Source organism: Mycolicibacterium sp. lyk4-40-TYG-92 (assembly GCF_030209435.1).
Lineage (GTDB): Bacteria > Actinomycetota > Actinomycetes > Mycobacteriales > Mycobacteriaceae > Mycobacterium.
Genome location: NZ_JARVRX010000023.1, coordinates 1 through 17,914, shown reverse-complemented (window position 1 = coordinate 17,914; position 17,914 = coordinate 1). Strand labels below are relative to the sequence as shown.

General features: G+C 68.7%; 10 protein-coding genes. 4 read left to right on the top strand and 6 right to left on the bottom strand.

From position 1 onward, the window contains the following. Window positions 1-25 precede the first annotated feature (25 nt). Window positions 26-766 (top strand): GAP family protein, encoded by a 741-nt coding sequence (locus tag QRN63_RS27045; RefSeq protein WP_267319492.1) that lies wholly within the window; start codon window positions 26-28, stop codon window positions 764-766. Window positions 767-800: 34 nt separating this feature from the next. Then, the gene (locus tag QRN63_RS27040; protein WP_285034015.1) at window positions 801-1,700 is read left to right on the top strand and encodes a metal-dependent hydrolase; all 900 of its coding nucleotides are present in this window, start codon (window positions 801-803) and stop codon (window positions 1,698-1,700) included. Here the strand turns inward: QRN63_RS27040 and QRN63_RS29765 are convergent. The 6 genes from QRN63_RS29765 to QRN63_RS27005 all read right to left on the bottom strand — a co-directional run bounded on the left by QRN63_RS29765 (window position 1,694) and on the right by QRN63_RS27005 (window position 16,009). Continuing rightward, window positions 1,694-10,966 (bottom strand): SDR family NAD(P)-dependent oxidoreductase, encoded by a 9,273-nt coding sequence (locus tag QRN63_RS29765; protein ID WP_502888201.1) that lies wholly within the window; start codon window positions 10,964-10,966, stop codon window positions 1,694-1,696. The two genes, QRN63_RS27040 and QRN63_RS29765, sit on opposite strands and share 7 nt — an antisense overlap. Continuing rightward, a complete protein-coding gene (locus tag QRN63_RS27025) occupies window positions 10,963-11,493 on the bottom strand; it encodes a chorismate--pyruvate lyase family protein (RefSeq protein WP_285034013.1) in 531 nt (176 codons plus the stop codon). The genes QRN63_RS29765 and QRN63_RS27025 overlap by 4 nt, the downstream gene beginning before the upstream one ends. A gap of 455 nt (window positions 11,494-11,948) precedes the next feature. Beyond that, window positions 11,949-12,662 carry a type 1 glutamine amidotransferase gene (locus QRN63_RS27020; RefSeq protein ID WP_267319489.1) on the bottom strand — a complete coding sequence of 238 codons (714 nt, stop codon included), beginning with the start codon at window positions 12,660-12,662 and terminating at the stop codon, window positions 11,949-11,951. Continuing rightward, the gene (locus tag QRN63_RS27015; RefSeq protein ID WP_285034012.1) at window positions 12,659-13,885 is read right to left on the bottom strand and encodes a Mur ligase family protein; all 1,227 of its coding nucleotides are present in this window, start codon (window positions 13,883-13,885) and stop codon (window positions 12,659-12,661) included. Before QRN63_RS27015 ends, QRN63_RS27020 begins: the two co-directional genes overlap by 4 nt. 56 nt (window positions 13,886-13,941) lie before the next feature. Beyond that, window positions 13,942-15,021: an SDR family oxidoreductase gene (locus QRN63_RS27010; protein ID WP_285034011.1), complete on the bottom strand. Its 1,080-nt coding sequence runs from the start codon at window positions 15,019-15,021 to the stop codon at window positions 13,942-13,944. A gap of 88 nt (window positions 15,022-15,109) precedes the next feature. Continuing rightward, the gene (locus QRN63_RS27005; protein ID WP_285034009.1) at window positions 15,110-16,009 is read right to left on the bottom strand and encodes an alpha/beta hydrolase; all 900 of its coding nucleotides are present in this window, start codon (window positions 16,007-16,009) and stop codon (window positions 15,110-15,112) included. 85 nt (window positions 16,010-16,094) lie between these two features. Here QRN63_RS27005 and QRN63_RS27000 point away from each other — a divergent pair, with 85 nt between their 5' ends. Together QRN63_RS27000 and QRN63_RS26995 are read left to right on the top strand one after the other, a co-directional pair. Then, complete coding sequence (locus tag QRN63_RS27000) at window positions 16,095-16,700, top strand: TetR/AcrR family transcriptional regulator (protein WP_350224478.1); 606 nt, start codon at window positions 16,095-16,097, stop codon at window positions 16,698-16,700. Window positions 16,701-16,780: 80 nt separating this feature from the next. Beyond that, the gene (locus QRN63_RS26995) at window positions 16,781-17,779 is read left to right on the top strand and encodes a DEDDh family exonuclease (protein WP_285034006.1); all 999 of its coding nucleotides are present in this window, start codon (window positions 16,781-16,783) and stop codon (window positions 17,777-17,779) included. Window positions 17,780-17,914 lie beyond the last annotated feature (135 nt).

The following is a 17,914-nucleotide window of genomic DNA, read 5'->3' as shown; positions in this document are numbered from 1 at the left end:
CGCCGCGACCGGTAAGTTGGCGGCAATGTGGGGTTCTGTGGCGGTGCTGGCACTGCCGATCGCGTTCGACCCGGTGCGCCTCGGGGTCAACCTGTTGCTGATCTCCCGGCCGCGTCCGGCACAGAACCTGCTGGTGTACTGGGTCGGCTGCGTCACCGCCAGCGTCATGCTGCTGCTGCTTCCGCTGCTGGCGCTGCACTTCACCGACCTGGCGTGGGTGCACGACCTGGCCAACCCGCGCACCACCGCGAGTGCGACGATGCGGCATATCCAGGTGTTCGTCGGCGTGCTGCTGCTGGTCATCGCGGCGGTGACGGCAGCCCGGATGGTGGCGCGCCGGCGTGCACCGGATACGGACGTCTCACCCATCTCGAAGCTGCTGCAGCGCGACCCCGACGCGCCGCCACGCGGCGGATTGCTGGGACGTGCCCAGCGGGCCTGGGAGAGCGGGGCGCTGTGGGTCGCGGCGGTGATCGGCTTCTGGGCCGGCCCGAACCCGTCGCTGGTGCTGTTCGCCCTGACGACGATCCTGGCGTCGGGCGCCGCGATCGGCACACAGATCGGCGTCGCGCTGGTTTTCATCGCGGTGAGCCTCGCGGTCGTCGAGGTGGTGCTGCTCTGCAACGTCGTCACCCCGGCGAAAACCCAAGCGGCACTGCGGAAAGTGCACGACTGGGTCGGCGGCTACCGGCAGCAGATCGTGGTGCTGATCGTGACACTCGTCGGCCTGGCGTTCGTCGCGCAGGGCACGGGGTTGTTGGCGTAGGGTTGAACCGGCTCCAACTGGGAAAAGAGTCTGGATGACTGATCACGAGGTCCACCACGACGGATATCCGACCCATCGCCGAAAAGTCCGGTTCGACTGGTCGGATACGCCGCTGCACTGGGTCCCCGGCGACCCGTTCTCCACCCACATGCTGAACGTGCTGCATCTGATGCTGCCGGCCGGTGAGCGCTGGTTCATCCAGGTCGTCAACGAGGCCGAACCGCTCGTCACCGACCCGGAGATGAAAGCCGCGATCAAGCCGTTCGTGCAGCAGGAGGGCTGGCACGCGCAGGCACACCAGATGGTGCTGCAGCATCTGGCGGAGCAGGGCATCGAGAGCACACCGTTCACCGGCTCGATGCAGGAGGAACTGCCCGCCGTGGGCGACAAGCAGTCGCGACTGCCGCGGGTGGTGCAGCGGTGGTCGCTGTATCAGCGCCTGGCGGTCGCAGCGGCGCTCGAACCGTTCAATGCGGCTTTGGGGCAATGGACCATCCAGAACCGCGGACTCGACTACGCCGGCGCCGATCCGACCATGCTCGACCTGCTGCGCTGGCACGGCGCCGAGGAGATCGAGCACCGGGCGCTGGTGTTCGACATCTACCAGCACCTGTGCGGCAACTACGTCATGCGGGCGGTGACCATGCTGCTCACCGCGCCCGGGTTCCTGTTCACGTGGTACCGGGGCATTCGCTATCTGATGGAGAAAGACCCGACCATCACGGCCAAGCCGCGCTTGCGTGACTGGTTGCGCGCCTCCCGGGAGTACCGGGTACCGGGACCCTGGCTGCTCATGGTGACGGTGCCGCTGCGCTACATCCGGCCCGGCTATCACCCGAACGCCGAGGCGTCCACGCAGATGGCGCTGGACTACCTGGAGTACTCACCGGTGGCACGCGCGGCCCGGGAACGGGCCGAGGCGGCCGGTCAGTAGTCGATCTGCGCGTCCAGAGCGAATTCGGCGAGGGTGCGTGACACCATGTCGCGCAACGCTTCCCGGGTATTGGGCCGACCCGGAAGATAGGCAGAGATCCGGATCGACATCTTCCCCGCCACCCGGCTCGAGGACAGGAACAGCTGTCCGCCCATGGCCTCGAGCAAGCCCTTCGTGATGTCGGGTTCGATCGATCTCATCGACAGGTAGGCGGCGTCGGTGCCGTCGGGCCGGTTCACCGCGGGCGGCACGTCGCCGACGTTGGAGCAGGTGACGGGGAGGATGGCGCCGCCCGCGGCCATCGCGCCGAACTTCCTGACGGCCCATTTCGGCGTTATCGCCGCCAGCGCTGTCGGCGCCAGAGCCTCGTCGTCAGGGTTCTCGATGGTCTCGAGCGTGGCGCGCGTGACCTTGGCGCGGATCTCGCTGAGGTCCTTCGCCGCGTGCGTGGGGTCGACGACGACGTCGGCACTCGTCAGCGCGTTCGCGCGGGTATCGCCCTCGGTGCGCCGCGACAGCACGAAACGCAGGGTGACGGTGCCGTCCTCCTGCACGCGCCCCGCCGCCACCGCGAGTCGGCACGCGATGCCGGCGACGAGCGAGTTGCTGCCCCCGCCAAGAATTTTCGCGCGGGCATCCCATTCGGTGAGGTCGATCTGCGCGGTGAGTCCGGGGACGTCGACCGTCCGCTCGGCGTCGATCCCGCGCGGGGCAGCGGGTGCTGCCGTGGCCGGTGGCCGGAGCTCGCCCCGTTCGCGGCGGGCCATCCGAGCCACCGCGGCCACGGCGTGCGCCACGTCGGGCAGGTCCCTGACCGTCTGCCGCAGGTCCGCACGCAGCGCGCGGCCGCGGGGGCGTGACGCCGGGGGCAGATAACCCAGGTCGTGCGTCCTGCCCTCGACAGCGTCGGCGACGGCCTGCCCGAACGCGATGGCATCGACGATGAGGTGCGACGCCACGAGACTGATCGCGGTGGCGCCACCCTCGAGAGGGAGAACCCCGAGGTGCCATCCGGGGCCCCACTCGGGATCGAGGGGCAGGCGGGCGCGTTCGTCGGACCAGGCGCTCACGTCGGCGCGCGGCCGTGCCGTGGCGGCGAAGTCGATGTCGGGTGCCGCCGGAGACAGGACCCAGCGATCACGCGCGAACGGCAATGACGAGCGCTCGATCCGGCGTCCCAGCAGCCCGTGGCCGAGGTTGTGGTGAAACCGCCGCAAGGCGGCGACGTCGACGGCCCGGTCGTAGATCCACGTCATCTGCAGTCTCGTGCCGTGGCTCGCGCGCAGTGCCAGGAACGCGGCCTGGTCCAGATGGGCGAGCCGGTCGTCCACCGGGGCCTGGTCACTCGGGCCGACGTGAGTTGCCGCAGGCGCGCTGGTGCCGGTGAGCGACCCGGCCAGATGGGTGGCAAGCGCGCCGGGGCTGGGGTGGTCGAAGATCAGCGTGGGTGGCAGGGCCAGGCCGGTAACGGTTTTGAGGCGGTTGCGCAGTTCGACAGCGGTCAGGGAGTCGAAGCCCAGATCCTCGAACGTGGCATCGCGGTCGATCTCCCCGGGTGTGGGGTGGCCCAGAACCGCCGCCGCTTGCGCACACACCGTCTCGGCCAGCAGCGCATGTTGCTCGTCGCGCGCCAACCCGGCGAGGCGCTGCGTCAGCGCCGATGTCGACCCGGTGGGCTCGACGGGGTCGCGTCGCCGGGGGCTGCGGACGAGCCCGCTGAACAACGCCGGCAGATTTCCGTTGCGGGCCTTGGTGTTCAGTGCCGCGCGGTCCAGGCGGGCGGCCACCGTGACGGGGTGGTCGATCGTCAGCGCGTCATCGAAAAGTGTCAGCGCCTGCTCGGGGTTCATCGGTGCCAGCCCGCTGCTGCCGATCCGGGCCAGGTCGCGGTCGCTCAGATGGGCCGTCATTCCACTCGACTGTTCCCACAACCCCCACACGAGGGACGTGCCGGGCAGGCCCAGCGCTCTCCGATGGGCGGCAAAGCCGTCCAGGAAAGCGTTGGCCGCCGCGTAATTGCCCTGACCCGGTGAGCCCACGGTGGCGGCGATCGAGGAACACAACACGAACATCGCCAAATCCAGCTCGCGAGTGGCCTCATGCAGGTTCCAGGCCGCATCCACCTTGGCGCGCAGCACTTTTGCCAGCCGGTCCGGGGTCAGCGAGCCGATCACCGCATCGTCGAGCACCCCGGCGGCGTGGATCACTCCGCGCAGCGGTGGGCAGCACTGCGCCAATTGCGCCACCAGCGCCGTGACCGCGCCCGGATCGGATACGTCGCAGGCCACCAATTCCACGTGGGCGCCGGCACTTTCCAGCGCGGCGGCCAGCTCGGCGGCCCCTTCGGCGCGGTCCCCGCGGCGGCTGGCCAGCACCAGGTGCCGCACCCCGTAGGCGCTGACCAGATGGCGGGCCAGTTCCGCGCCGACCATTCCGGTGGCGCCGGTGATCAACACCGTGCCGTCGGCCAGCCGATCCGATAGCGCCGTCGGCATCGTCAGCACCACCTTGCCGACGTGGCGCGCCTGGCTGATGAACCGGTAGGCCTCCACGGCGCAGCGGACATCCCACGTGGTGACGGGCAGTGGCCGAAGCCGCTCGGTTTCGAAGAGTTTGGTCAACTCGCACAGCATCGCCTGCATCCGTTGCGGTGCGGCCTCGGAGAGATCGAACGCCTGGTACCGAACACCGGGATATCGGGCGGCGACGGACTCGGCGTCGCGGATGTCGGTCTTGCCCATCTCGATGAAACGCCCACCGCGGATCAGCAACCTGAGCGACGCGTCCACGAACTCACCGGCCAGCGAGTCGAGCACGACGTCGACCCCGCGACCCTCGGTGACCGCCAGGAACTTGGCCTCGAAGTCGAGGGTTCGGGAATCGCCGATGTGGTCGTCGTCAAAACCCATGGCGCGCAACGTGCCCCACTTGCCGGGACTGGCGGTGACAAAGACGTCCGCCCCGAAGTGGCGGGCCAGTTGCACTGCCGCCATGCCCACCCCGCCGGTACCGGCGTGCACCAGCACCGATTCCCCGGCGCAGAGCCCGGCCAGATCCGACAACGCGTACAGCGCCGTCAGAAATGCCACCGACACACCTGCAGCCTGCTCGAGCGACCAGCCCTCCGGCACGGTGGTGAGCAACTGCTGGTCGGCCACGGCTACCGGGCCGGTGCCGGCCAGCAGACCCATCACGGCATCACCGACTGCCAGACCCGATACGTCCGGGCCAACCTCGACCACCACACCCGCGCCCTCGGCGCCCAGTACCGGGGCCTGGCCGGGATACATGCCCAAGGCCGCCATCACATCGCGGAAGTTGACCCCTACCGCCGTCACCGCCACGCGCACCTCGCCGGCCTGCAGCGGTGCCTCCACTTCGGGGCAGTCCAGGATGACGAGATTCTCCAGCGTTCCGTCGCCGCCCACGGCTAACCGCCATGCACCCGCCGGCGGCGCCAAAAGTGCAGGGGCCGAGGCCAACCGGGCGGCGTACGCCTTGCCGGCCCGCACCACCAGTTGAGGCTCGCCGGCAGCGGCCACCGCTGCCGCGTCCAGTGTGCCGTCCGTGTCGAGAAGCATGATCCGCCCGGGGTTTTCGGCCTGCGCCGAGCGCACCAGACCCCACACCGCCGCGGCGGCCAGATCGCTGACATCCGCGCCGGGCAGTCCCACCGCGCCACAGGTCGACACCACCAGCGTGCCCGCCCGTTCCTCGGTCAGCCAGTCCTGCAACACCTCGAGGGCCGCGCGGGTGGCCTCGTGCACCGCACCCACCACGTCGTCGCCCGCCGCCGCGCATTCCCACTCGACCACCTGATCGTGGTCGATCACATTGTGGTTCAGCGCTATTGGCGTCCACACCACTTCAAGTGGCCCGGCGCCACCGGCTGCGGTGGGGAGCTGGCCGGCCGTGATCGGGCGGGTGGTCAGCGAGCGGACCGTCAGCACCGGCGAACCGGTGTCGTCGGCGACGTCCACCGACAGCTCGTCATGCCCCAGCACGGTGATGCGGGCCCGCACCCGCCCCGCGCCACCGGCATGCAGTGTCACGCCACGCCAGCAGAACGGCAGCGTCGTCTGGGATGTGTCGATGGCGAGACCTGCGGCATGCAGCACCGCATCCAGCACAGCCGGATGGATGCCCATCGGGTCGACCGCGCCGGCCTCACCGGGCGCGGTCACCTCGGCGAAGAGCTCCTGGCCGCGTCGCCAGAGCGCGACGAGGCCCTGGAATGCCGGCCCATACTCGTAGCCGCGGTCGGCCAGCCGCGCATAGGCGCCCGACAGGTCCACGCTTTCCGCGCCCGACGGTGGCCACCGCGTCAGGTCTCCGGAATGCGCTGCGGCGGTGGGCGTCAGCGTGCCCTCGGCGTGCAACAGCCACTCGGCTTCGGGTTCAGCTTTCCGTGAGTACACCGAGACAGCCCGGCTGCCTGATTCGGTGGCCGCTCCCACCACCACCTGAAGTTGGGTCGCGGCCTCCTCGTCCAGGACCAGGGGCGCCGCCAGCACCAACTCCTCGATGGCGCCGCAACCCACCTCGTCGCCGGCGCGGATGGCCAGCTCCACGAACCCGGTACCCGGAAACAGCATCACGCCGCCGACCTGGTGCTCGGCCAGCCAGGGTTGATCTGCCAAGGAGAGCCGCCCGGTCAAGACCACTCCGCCGGAATCGGGCCGCTCGACCACGGCGCTCAACAACGGGTGCTGCGCGGCGTCCAGGCCCAGCGCGGCGGTGCCCGCGGATCCGGCTGCGGTCGGCATCGACCAGAACCGCCGCCGCTGAAATGCATACGTGGGCAACTCGATCCGGCGTCCACCCGAGCCGGCGAACACCGCCGGCCACGCGACCGGGACACCGGTGGTGAACAACCGCGCGGCTCCGTGCAGCAGTGCCGCAAGCTCCGGCCGGCCCTTGCCCAGCAGTGACACCGTGACCGGTTCGGCCGCCGGCAGCGACTGTTCGACGGCGGCCGTCAGGCCGCCACCCGGACCGACCTCGATGAAGTGGGTCGCCCCGTGAGTCTGCAGGGTCTGGATGCTGTCGGCGAAACGCACCGGCCGCCGTATGTGCTCGACCCAGTACCGCGCCGAGCCGAAATCGCCGTCTGCGCACACTGATTGGGCCGTCACGTTCGAGATCAGCGGAATCTGCGGCGGTCGCGGCTCGACCCGAGCGGCGATCTGCGCGAACTCGTCGAGCATCGGCTCCATCAGCGGTGAGTGGAAGGCATGCGAGACCGCCAGCGGATGCACCCGGTGGCCGTGCGCGGCCAGCCGGTCAGCCGTTGCATTCACGGCGCTCCGCGGCCCCGAGATCACCACCGACTCAGGCGCATTGATCGCCGCGATCACCGCGCCCTCGGCCAGTAGCGGCGTCACCGCGTCTTCGGCGGCACTCACCGCGGTCATCGCACCGCCCGGCGGTAGGGCCTGCATCAGGCGTCCCCTGGCGGCGACCAGCAGTGCGGCGTCGGGCAGGGCGAGCACGCCCGCGACGTACGCCGCCGAGAACTCGCCAACCGAATGACCCATCACGAAGTCCGGGGTCACGCCCCAGCTGCGTAGCACCGCGAACAACGATACTTCCACCGCGAACAGCGCCGGCTGCGCGAATTCGGTGCTGTCGAGCAGACCGCTGTCGGAGCCCCAGAGCACCTGGCGCAGCGGCAACCGCAGATGCCGATCCAACTCGTCGGCCACGTCGTCAAAAGCCTTGGCGTACACCGGCAGTTGGTCATACAGCTGCCGGCCCATCCCGAGGCGTTGTGCGCCCTGCCCGGGAAATACGACCACCGACTTTCCCACGGGGCCCGCGCGGCCGGTCACGACTGCCGCGTCCGGCGCGCCGGCGGCCAGGGCGGCCAGTGCTTCCGCGAGCGTCTGACGATCGCTGCCCAGCACCACTGCTCGGTGCTCGAACGTCGAACGCCGAGCCAGCGAGTACCCCACGTCGACAGGCTCGAGCCGCGGACGAACGCGCAGATGTGCCGACAACCGCGCTGCCTGCGCGCTGAGCGCCTCGACTGATTTCGCCGAAATGACCCATGGCAGAGCCGATAAGCCACTCGGGTTCACCACTTCGGCGCTCGCCGGTTCATCCGGCGGGCCCTGCTCCAAGATCACATGCGCATTGGTGCCGCTGATGCCGAATGACGACACGCCGGCCCGGCGTGGGCGCCCGTCGAGCGGCCAATCCCGGGCGTCGGTCAGCACCGATACCGCGCCGCGGTCCCAATCGGCGCGCGGGGACGGGACATCGACGTGCAGCGTCGCCGGCATCACGCCGTGGCGCATCGCCTGCACCATCTTGATCACCCCGGCCACCCCGGCGGCGGCCTGGGTATGACCCATGTTCGACTTGATCGAACCCACCCACAACGGCCGGTCCGCCGGGCGCTCCTGCCCGTAGGCGGCCAAAAGTGCTTGCGCTTCAATGGGATCGCCCAACGTGGTGCCCGTCCCATGGCCCTCGACCACATCCACGTCGGCGGCCGTCAGCCTTGCGGCGGCCAGGGCGGCCCGGATCACGCGCTGCTGGGACGGCCCGTTGGGTGCGGTCAGGCCATTGGAGGCGCCGTCCTGGTTGACGGCACTGCCGCGCACCACCGCCAGCACCGGATGCCCCGATCGCTGGGCATCCGACAACCGCTCCAGCGCCAGGACGCCGGCACCCTCACCCCACGCCGTCCCGTCGGCGGCACCCGCGAAAGCCTTGCACCGCCCATCAGGGGCCAGGCCCCGTTGCCTGCTGAACCCGATGAAGGTCTCCGGCGACGTCATCACCGTCACGCCGCCGGCCAAGGCCAGATCGCATTCACCCGAGCGCAGCGACTGCAGTGCCCAGTGCAGGGACACCAACGACGACGAGCACGCGGTATCCACCGACACCGCGGGTCCCTGCAGCCCCAACACATAAGCCACCCGGCCCGAGGCCACACTCAACGCCGAACCGGTCAGCCCGTAGCCTTCCAGCCTGTCGGTCCCCGCGGCACCGTAGCGCTGCGCGAAGATTCCGGTGAACACCCCGGTGGCGGATCCGTGCAACGAGGTCGGGTCGATCCCGGCCTGTTCCAAGGCTTCCCACGAACACTCGAGCAGCAACCGTTGCTGCGGATCCATCGTCCGTGCCTCACTGGGGCCGATCCCGAAGAAGCCGGCGTCGAAGCCGGCCACATCGGTGAGAAAACCTCCCCAGCGGGTGTAGGTCTTGCCCGGCGCATCGGGATCCGGGTCGAACAAGCCGTGGGTATCCCAACCCCGGTCGGTCGGGAACTCCGACACGACGTCCCGGGCACCGGCGACCATTTCCCACAGCCCCTGCGGCGTATCCACCCCGCCGGGGAACCGGCAACCCATGCCCACGATGGCGATCGGTTCGTCGACCCCCGTTGACGGGGCCGGCGCGGCCGGGCTGTTGCCGGAAGACAGTTGGGCTTCCACATGCCGGGCCAGTTGCGCGATCGAGCCGTAATCCCAGCCGACGGTGTCCGAAAGGTGCAGTCCCGTAACGGCCGTCAGTCGATTGCGGAGTTCGACCGTCATCTTCGAATCGAAGCCGAGCTCGGAGAACGCGAGGTCCCGGCTCAGCGACTGCGGGTCGGCCAGCCCCAGCATCTTCGCGACCTCGGCACACACCGTGTCCGCCACGAGGCGGTGCTGTTCCTGCTGCAGGATGGCGAACCGCTCGCCGAGCGTCACAGCGTTCGGTGTGCGTTCGGGACTGGGCGCCGGCGCCACCGGTGGCGGCTCGGCGGCGGGGTTGTCCCAGATGGGCGGCGCCGGGCTCTCGGCGCGAAGCGCAGCACGGACGAGCTTGCCGGTCGGAGTGCGGGGGAGCTGCTCGACCACGGCGAATCGGTGCGGCACCTGGACCGCGGACAGCTCAAAGACCAAGCGCTGGTGGAGGTCTCGAACCGCGGATTCGTCGATGACCGCGTCCCCTGCCGGGACGAGAAACGCCTGCAGCGCCGATACGCCGGGTGACTCCGTCACCGCGACGACGGCCGCGTGGGCGACTCTGTCGTCCGCGGTGAGGAGGCGCTCGATATCGCGCGGATTGACGTTGACGCCCCCGATGATCTCGGTGTCGTCCGTGCGGCAGTGGTACGTCACCCAGCCGTCGGCGTCGATGGTCACCCTGTCCCGGGTGTCGAGCCAGTCGCCGTCGCACGCGAGCAGGCCGGCCGGCCGGTTCCAGTACCCCGGGGATATCGACGGGCCGCGGACCCAGAGTGTCCCCGCAACGCCGGGGCCCGCCGCCGCGCCCTCCGGCGTGACGACACGAATTTCGTAGGGCGGCAGAACTTTTCCGATGGTTCCGGGCCGCCATTGGTCGATGGTGTTCGACACGAAGGTCTGTCCGACCTCCGTCGAGCCGATGCCGTCGAGTATCGGGATGCCGCCGAAGAAGTCTGTCATCCGCGCGGCGAGCCGGATGTCCAGAGCCTCGCCGGCCGATACCACGCAGCGGAGCGAACGGAACGCGTCAGGGGAGCATGCCTCGATGATGCGCGCGAAAAACGTTGGCACGCCGTAGAGCACCGACGCGCTGAATGTGGCGCTCAGCTCGGCTGTCGCTTCGGCGGTCACCGGCCGTTTGACGATGATCGCGGAACTGCCTGTGGCAAGCGGGAACCAGACGGAGTTTCCCAGTCCGTATGCGAAATACATAGGTGCGCTGCATAACCCGGTGTCTCGGGCAGTGAGCTGCAACGCCCGGTCGCACATCGCTTCGACGTACGCCCACACGTCGGAGTGCCGATGGACGGCGGCTTTCGGCGCGCCCGTCGTACCGGACGTGTAGGTGGCGTAAGCAGGAGCATCACCGGACAGCTGCTCGTAGCCGGCCGGCTCGGCATGGGTGGCTTCGGCGACCAGGTCTGCGGCGGCTACCGCGGTTGACTCCCGAAAATGGTCGAGAAGCGTGCCGGACGTGATGACAAGTGCCGGCTCCGTGTCGTTTTCGGCGAAGCTGTGGTCGCGACGATTGAGCTCGGGGTTGGCCAGGAAGGCGACGATGCCACGGCCGAGGCACGCCAGTAGCAACTGAACGAGTTCAGGCGAATCCGGAAGGCACAGGAGGACGCGATCCCCGGCGGACAGGCCGCGTCGCCGCAACTCGGTTCCCAAACATGCTGCACCGTCGTGGATTTGGCCGTGCGTCACGAGGTTGGGACCATGGTAGGCGGGTCGGTCGCGCCAGCCTTCTTCGGCAGCTCGCTCGGCCAGCAGCGCTGCCACATTGCCATTCGGCAGTGTCATGATGACGTCGCCGCGAAATCGAGGAAGTACTCGGTGATGACGATGACGGGTTGCCCCTCGATGATGATGCGGTACCGGCGGCTGACGGTTCTCGGCTGCGGGGCCTGATCCGTTGCGGCGACAAGCCAATCGGGTGATTCCGCCACCCAGATGTCGGCCGGCTCCTTGTACGTTTCGAGGCGGCTGGCGGCCATGATCTCGCCGATGGGCGCACTCGTGCTCGTCAGGTCCGCCGCGATCGTCGGGGGGAGCAGATCGATGGCGATGAGTGACTCTGCCCCGACGAATCGGCGCCCCGACACGCCGCCGTTGAGCAGGACACGACGTTGCAGAATTCTGCTGTCCGACAGCTGCTCCGATGGGGCGAGTTCGCGCGGATGAATCTGCTGCTCGACGATCTGCACGACAATTTCTTCGCCGGTGACGACACCGAGAATCCGGGTGAGGGTGCCGTTTGTCGCGATGAGTATCCGTAGGTCCCGGTTGAGCTGGTGGATTTCTTCACCTGCCAGGAAGCACTCAGTCATATCGCCGTTCCTAGTCGAAGACGCCAATACTCAACGTGCCGCAGGCTCGCGAGACGCGACGAGCCGTGCGGTTCATGATGCGCCACGACCGCGGGCAGCGCACGGCGAACTCGCGGAAAACGCCTCCGGGGGCAGGAATTTCCACGGGCGAGAGGTTTGCCTAACCAACCTGGCAAGCCGTCGCGCGGTGTCGATTCGTGAGGTGAAAGCGGCACTGCAGCAGCGTCTTTCACGCGGACTGTGCGAGCTCCTGATCCGCCGACCCGTCACATCGCGCGCATGTGACCGTGTCGAAGATGAAATCGCCGCACGAGGGACAGAAGAAGTCAAGCATGGGGCGCGCCTCTCTAGCCGGACAGTGGTGGCTCGTTTCTACCCGGCCGTCCAAACGGCGAAACCGTGTCTGCACACGTTGACAGTCAGTTCACAGCAAAGGGTTGAGGCGCTCCGCTGAATCACGCCCGGCGCGGTGCGGCGAGGCGCTCGGTGCGCAGCAGGTCGACCTCGGGCAGCTCCAGAGGCGGCAGGTCGCCGACGACCTGCGACAGCAGATGGTCGGCCAACTCCGGGTTCCGGGCGAGGCACGGACCGTGCAGATACGTCGCGACCACACTGCCCTGTACGACACCGTCGTAGCCGGAGCCCGCGCGGTTACCGGCACCTTTTTCGACGCGCGCCAGCGGTTTGGCCAGCGGTCCGAGATCGGTTCCGCCGCGGTGGTTTTCGAAACCGGTGAGTTTCTGGGTGAGGCCGTCGATGACGGGCACCGATGTCACCTCACCGATGGTGCGTTCGGGCTGCGGCGAGGTCGTGACGTCCAGCAGGCCGACGCCGTCGACGCGCTCGCCCGAAGACGTTTCATACCAGTGCCCGAGCACCTGGATGGCTGCGCAGATCGCCAGCACCGGGGCACCGCGTTCGACCGCGCGCTGGAGGCCGGGGTACTGCAGCAGGTGGCGGGTGGCCAGGCGCTGCGCGTAGTCCTCGGCGCCGCCGAGCGTGTAGAGGTCCATCGAATCCGGCACCGGGTCGTCAAGGGTGATCTCGACGATCTCGGCGTCAATTCCCCTGAGTTGCAAGCGCTGTCGCAGCACGACGGCGTTGCCGCCGTCGCCGTATGTGCCCATCACGTCGGGCAGGACCAGGCCGATGCGGACGGGCGCGCTCATGCCAGCTCCCGGCTCAACTGCAGGAACGCCGTGTAGTTCGCGATGACCTCGACGTGCCCGGGCGGACAGGACTTGATGGCGGCCAAGGTGTCGTGCACCAGCGTGTGGTCGACGCCCGCATAGCCGAGGCGCACCGCGAGATCGGTGCCGCGCTCGCCGGCCGACACGATGGGCGCCGGGAAGTCCACGAAATGCTCGAAGTTGACGTCCCACAGCCACGACAGGTCCTCGCCGTCGGGCACCTGACCGTTCACCGAAATAACCGCTCCCGCAACATCACTGGAGACCATTGACAGCGCCTCCTGCCAGCCGGCGGGGTTCTTGGCCAGCAGCATGCGCACGGAGTGCTCGCCGACCTGCAGGGTCCGGTAGCGGCCCGCGACCTCATCGACCGTCGACACCGCGGCCACCGCGGCGGCGGGCGACGCACCCAGGGCGACCGCGGCGGCCACGGCCTGCGTCGCGTTGCCGCGGTTGACCGTGCCGGGCAGGGCCAGCGTCATGGGTGCGGTAAAGCCGTCGGGCCCATAGATGTTCGTCTCGTCGTACCACCACTGCGGCGCGGGGCGGGAGAAGTCGGTGCCGGTCGAATGCCAGTGTCCGTTCTCGCGGACGATCACCTCGCCGCTGCGCGGACAGCTCACCGAGTCGCCGGACCAGCCGCCGCCGGCGGCGACCCACACCACGTTGGGGCTGTCGTAGGCGGCCGAGGTCACCAGCACGTCGTCACAGTTGGCCACCACCACGGCCTTGGGGTGGCGGGCCAGTCCGGCCCGCAGCGTCCGCTCGATGTGGTTGATCTCGCCGACGCGGTCCAGTTGGTCGCGGGACAGGTTCAGCAACACGATCACCGACGGGTCCACCGCGTCGGACACGTGCGGCACATGCATCTCGTCGACCTCGAGCGCGGCCAGCGTCGCCTTGCGTGATCCGGCCAACGCGGCGATCAGCCCGGCGTCCATGTTGGCGCCCTCGCTGTTGGACGCCACCGGGCTGAGGGTTGCCAGCGCCGCGGCCGTCATCCGCGTCGTCGTGGACTTGCCGTTGGTTCCGGTGACGACGACCGAACGTCGTCCGGAGCCGAGCTGGCCGAGGATCGACGGGTCCAGCTTCATGGCGACGAGCCCGCCGATCATGGCGCCGGCACCGCGGCCCGTCACGCGCGACGCCCAGCGGGCGGCAGCGCCCGCGCCGAGCGCGACGCGTCCTCGTGCGGTGATCATCCCCGGAAGTCTAGGAGGGCCGCCGCAAATGTGACGACACGTGTGAGGGTGCCCACTTACGGCAGTCGGATGGTCGGCCGCTTGCGCACGATGCCGTCGTCGAGCATCTGCTGGAAGTGGTCGGTGACGGTCCGCTCGATGGGCCGATACACCAATCCGAGCTCGCTCTGGCTGCGGCTGGCGTCGAAGACCAGCGGATAGCCCACGTTGGTGTCGACGAACTCGCGCGTCAGCCCGATGACCGGCGCGACGGCCTTCACGGCCACCTTGGGCACGTTGAGCCACGGGAACGGATACAGCACGCCGAACTTGCCGCGGAGGATCTGGCCGATTTCCAGCAGGCTCAGCGAGGCGGCGTTGACCAGGTAGCGGTCGTGCGCCTCGGGCGTGTAGCCGGCCCGCAGGTGCGCGTCGGCGACGTCGCGGACGTCCACCACGCCCATGGTCAGCTCGGGCGAGCCGGTCAGCATGGTGCCGTCGGCGAACTGCTTCATGGTGGCCAGGCTGGCCGAGTCGCTGGCGCTTGTCAGGGACGGGCCGAGCACGAGGCCCGGATGGATGGTGACCAGGTCCCAGCGGTCTTGTGCCTTCTGGTATCGCCAGGCCTCCTGCTCGGCCACCGTCTTGGAATACGAGTACGGCTGGTGGTCGACGCTGCTGGTGGTGTTCCACTGGTCCTCGGTGAACACGCCGCCGGGGACGTCGCGAGATTCGCGGGCGTCGCCATAGATGGCGACCACGCTGCTGGTCAGCACCACACGCTTGACGCTCTCGGTCCGGTTGACCGAGTCCAGCACGTTGCGGGTGCCTTCCAGCGCCGGGCGGACCAGCGCTTCCTCCGGATCGGTGACGCCCTGGAGCAGGAACGGCGACGCGGTGTGCATGACGAGCTCGCAACCGGCCATCGCCTCGTCGAAACTGCCGGTGTCGAGCAGGTCGGCCTTGAAGAGCTTGAGCTTGCCGGGATGGTCGGCCGACAGCTTGTGCAGGTGCTCGAGGCCCTTCGGCTTCTGCGGATTGCGCACCGTGCCGTGTACGGTGTGCCCCGCCTCGAGCAGGTAACGGACGATCCAGCTGCCGATGTACCCGCTGGCGCCCGTGACGAGGACGGGGGCGTCGGGGTCGATCGTGGTCATGCCCGAGACGATAGCGTCGAGCACCCCGCCGAGGGGTTCATCTCCCACAATCCAGATTTGTTGCCGACCCGCCGCTGCCGCTACCGCGTCACGATGCCGCCGCCGGGACGTGGCGGGCCAGGAAGTCGAGCTGATCGGTGACGTTGCGTTCGAACTCCGCGCCGACATAGATGTCGAAATGGCCGGTGTCGTACAGCTTGATCTCACCCCGGGGTGCCTGCGCGGCGTACTTCTGGGTGGGCCCCGGCGGCGCGACGGCGTCCTGCTCGCAGATGGCGAAGAAGATCGGGCAGGTGACGTTGCGGGCCTGGCGGCCGGGGAAGTGGCGCACGATCTGCAAGGCGAAGCGCGCTGCGACGTCGCGCTCGATGTCGGCACCCGGCGGCAGGAGGTTCTGGATCCCGGCGACAGAGTCGGGTGAGGTCATCAGCGCCGTCGATCCGGGCGGACCGAAGGTCGAGATCATGACGGGATCGCGGCCGAGGAGAGCGCCGATCTGATCGCGCACCGCGAGGGCGGTGACCTTGGCCGATGTCAACGGCGGGATGGCGAACGTGGACGCGAACCCGTCGGTGAACGGGCACTGCGAGATTGCCGCGGCAATCCGCTTGTCCTGCGCGGCCGTGACGATCACGTGCCCGCCGCCGAACGAGGTTCCCCAGACCACGACGCGGTCGGGGTCGGCGCCATCGAGGGTGCGGGCGTAGGCAACGGCGTTGCGCCAGTCTTCGAGCTGCCGGTCGATATCGAGCAGTTGGCGCGGTTCGCCGGAGCTGGCACCGAAGTGGCGGTAGTCGAAGACGAGGCAAACGTAGCCGGCGGCGGTGAAGCGCTCGGCAAAGGCGTCGAGGCGCATCTCTTTGACGGCGCCGAGGCCGTGGGCCATCACGATGATCGGCCGTTTTTCGGCGGCGGGTGTTGTGGGCGTGTACAGCCAGGCGGCGCAGGTGGCGTCGCCCGAAGGGAAAGTCACATCGGTGCGGGTCATGAAGCGAGAATATGTAGGTACATCCAAAATTGTAAGTATTTCTAAAAGTGGTACCGGTTACACTCGGGGCGTGGCTGATCCCGGGATGACCAGAACGCAGCGACGGGCCGAGGCCAACCGCCGCTCCGTCGTCGACGCTGCCCGCGAGATCATCGCGACCGAAGGTGTACACGGGCTGAATCTCGAGGCCGTCGCCGAGCGAGCGGACGTCGCACTGCAGACCGTCTACAACCGCGTGGGTGGGCGGGCCGCGTTGCTCACTGCGGTCGCCGAGCAGGCAATGGAGGAGAACCGGGCGTACATGGACGCCGCGTACGCGGCGGACGGCACGGTGGAAGAGCGAATAATGCTGGCGGCCAATGCCTATGCTCGCTTTGCCCGCGAGCGCCCGCACGAATTCCAGATCCTCGTCGAACCGCCGGATGTCCCGGACGCGGTCGACCGCATCGCCGAGTTGATTCGTACTCAGAACGCCAAACTCGCGGCCGTGCTGCGCGCAGGTATCGAAGCCGGGTTGGTGAATCCGGCTCTGAACCCCGACGACCTCGCGACCGTCTTCTGGGCGACTTTCAACGGCCTGCTGGCCCTGTCCTGGCGTCCGGGCGCACTGCGGTCCGGTCCAGAGGAAATCGACCGATTGCTCGCGGCGTATATGGCCACGGTCGCAGACGGTCTGCGCGTCCGGGCCTGATCCGGCTCCAATCGGCGACACGCTGCGGGGGCCGCTGGGATCTGGCCGGACTTGTCGGCGGGCCGTGCCATTCTTGCCACGTGGACGAAACCAACCTCGGCTGGGGCCGACCGGCCACTGAGGCCGGAGCGGGTTGGGCTGTCGTCGACGTCGAGACATCGGGATTCGACCCCGGGCACGCCCGGGTCATCAGCGTCGCGGCGCTGGCGCTCGGGGACGACGGCAACGTGGAGCACTCGTTCAGCAGTCTGCTGAATCCAGGCGTCGATCCCGGTCCCACACACGTGCATGGATTGACCTCCGAGATGCTGGCGGGCCAGCCGACCTTCGGTGAGGTCGTCGGCGATCTTGCCGAAGTGCTGTCCGGCCGCACGCTGGTCGCCCACAACGCCGGTTTCGACTACGCCTTCCTGGCCGCCGAGTGCGAGCGCGTCGGCGCGGTGCTCCCGGTCGACAGCGTCATGTGCACCGTCGAGCTGACCCGCCGCCTCAACCTGGGCACCGAGAACCTGCGCCTCGAGACGCTTGCGACGCACTACGGCGCGACGCAGATTCGTCCGCACGATGCGCTCGACGACGCCATGGTGCTGGCCCAGATCCTCAAACCGGCGCTGGCCTCGGCGCGCGAGCACCGGCGCTGGCTGCCGATCCGCACTGTGGGGCGCAAGCGCTGGCCCAACGGCGCCATCACGCACGACGAACTGCGGCCGCTGAAAGTCCTGGCGTCCCGGCTGCCGTGCGCCTTCGCCAACCCCGGGCGGTTCGTACCCGGCCAGCCGTTGGTGCAAGGCATGCGGGTGGCGCTGTCGGGCGAGATGATCCGCACCCACGAAGAAGTGATCGAGCGCATCGTGCACGTGGGCCTTTCGTACTCCGACAGCGTGGATGCCCAGACCTCGCTGGTCATCTGCAACGCTCCGGCGCCGGCGCAGGGCAAGGGCTACCAGGCCAGGGAGCTCGGCGTGCCGCTGGTCTCTGACGCCGAGTTCATGGAGCTGCTGGGCCACGTGGTCGGCGGCTCGGACGTCGAGGAGTTCGTCGACCGGACGCCGGCCGGCGATCAGTTCATGTTGTTCTGAGCGGCCGCCCGCTGAAAAACTTTGGCCACTTTGATTTCGCTGGTCACGGTAGGTAACTAGGGTCACATTCGTCACGGGCATGTCATGTCGCAGGACATAGGTGACAGTTCTGCATCAGGACATCGGTGACAGTTC

Excerpts from the sequence above, each read along its gene's own strand:
- QRN63_RS27005 (WP_285034009.1), bottom strand. The coding sequence starts at position 16,009 with ATGACCCGCACCGATGTGACTTTCCCTTCGGGCGACGCCACCTGCGCC.
- QRN63_RS27020 (WP_267319489.1), bottom strand. The coding sequence starts at position 12,662 with ATGAGCGCGCCCGTCCGCATCGGCCTGGTCCTGCCCGACGTGATGGGC.
- QRN63_RS27045 (WP_267319492.1), top strand. The coding sequence starts at position 26 with ATGTGGGGTTCTGTGGCGGTGCTGGCACTGCCGATCGCGTTCGACCCG.
- QRN63_RS29765 (WP_502888201.1), bottom strand. The coding sequence starts at position 10,966 with ATGACACTGCCGAATGGCAATGTGGCAGCGCTGCTGGCCGAGCGAGCT.
- QRN63_RS27000 (WP_350224478.1), top strand. The coding sequence starts at position 16,095 with ATGACCAGAACGCAGCGACGGGCCGAGGCCAACCGCCGCTCCGTCGTC.
- QRN63_RS27025 (WP_285034013.1), bottom strand. The coding sequence starts at position 11,493 with ATGACTGAGTGCTTCCTGGCAGGTGAAGAAATCCACCAGCTCAACCGG.
- QRN63_RS27010 (WP_285034011.1), bottom strand. The coding sequence starts at position 15,021 with ATGACCACGATCGACCCCGACGCCCCCGTCCTCGTCACGGGCGCCAGC.
- QRN63_RS27015 (WP_285034012.1), bottom strand. The coding sequence starts at position 13,885 with ATGATCACCGCACGAGGACGCGTCGCGCTCGGCGCGGGCGCTGCCGCC.
- QRN63_RS27040 (WP_285034015.1), top strand. The coding sequence starts at position 801 with ATGACTGATCACGAGGTCCACCACGACGGATATCCGACCCATCGCCGA.